2 rRNA genes are annotated in these 657 nt (G+C 46.1%); both read left to right on the top strand.

Annotated elements, in window-relative coordinates:
- A 16S ribosomal RNA gene (locus HRJ06_RS22955) occupies nucleotides 1–281 on the top strand; the annotation flags it as partial.
- Nucleotides 282–518: 237 nt separating this feature from the next.
- Nucleotides 519–657, top strand: a 23S ribosomal RNA gene (locus HRJ06_RS22960); the annotation flags it as partial.

Below are 657 nucleotides of genomic sequence, written 5' to 3' on the forward strand. Positions count from 1 at the left end.
AGGCTGCAACTCGCCTGCATGAAGCTGGAATCGCTAGTAATCGCGGATCAGCATGCCGCGGTGAATACGTTCCCGGGCCTTGTACACACCGCCCGTCACACCACGAGAGTTTGTAACACCCGAAGTCGGTGGGGTAACCTGGGACAAAACTTAACCTCTTATTATCATTATAGGAAGTTAAGTTTTGTCCTAGGAGCCAGCCGCCTAAGGTGGGACAGATGATTGGGGTGAAGTCGTAACAAGGTAGCCGTATCGGAAGGTGCGGCTGGATCACCTCCTTTCTAAGGATATTGTCGTAAAGACAATCGGAACACTGTCCTTTCGGTCAGTGATGTTGTACGCTTGTTTGTTTAGTTTTGAGGGAGCAATTCCTCGAAAGTTTGTTCTTTGAAAACTAGATAATCGTAATTAAGAAGGCAAAAGAAAGAACCGAGTATTCGCCATTTTAATTTTCTCTCTTATTTAATAAGAGAAACAAAACAAATCAGCAGTTTTTAGGAGCTGGTTATTTGTCGTCAGGTTAAGTTAGAAAGGGCGCACGGTGGATGCCTTGGCACTAGGAGCCGATGAAGGACGGTACTAACACCGATATGCTTCGGGGAGCTGTAAGTAAGCTTTGATCCGGAGATTTCCGAATGGGGAAACCCACTGTTCGTA

The organism is Mesobacillus harenae (assembly GCF_013343715.1).
In the GTDB taxonomy this organism is placed as follows: domain Bacteria; phylum Bacillota; class Bacilli; order Bacillales; family Cytobacillaceae; genus Mesobacillus_A; species Mesobacillus_A harenae.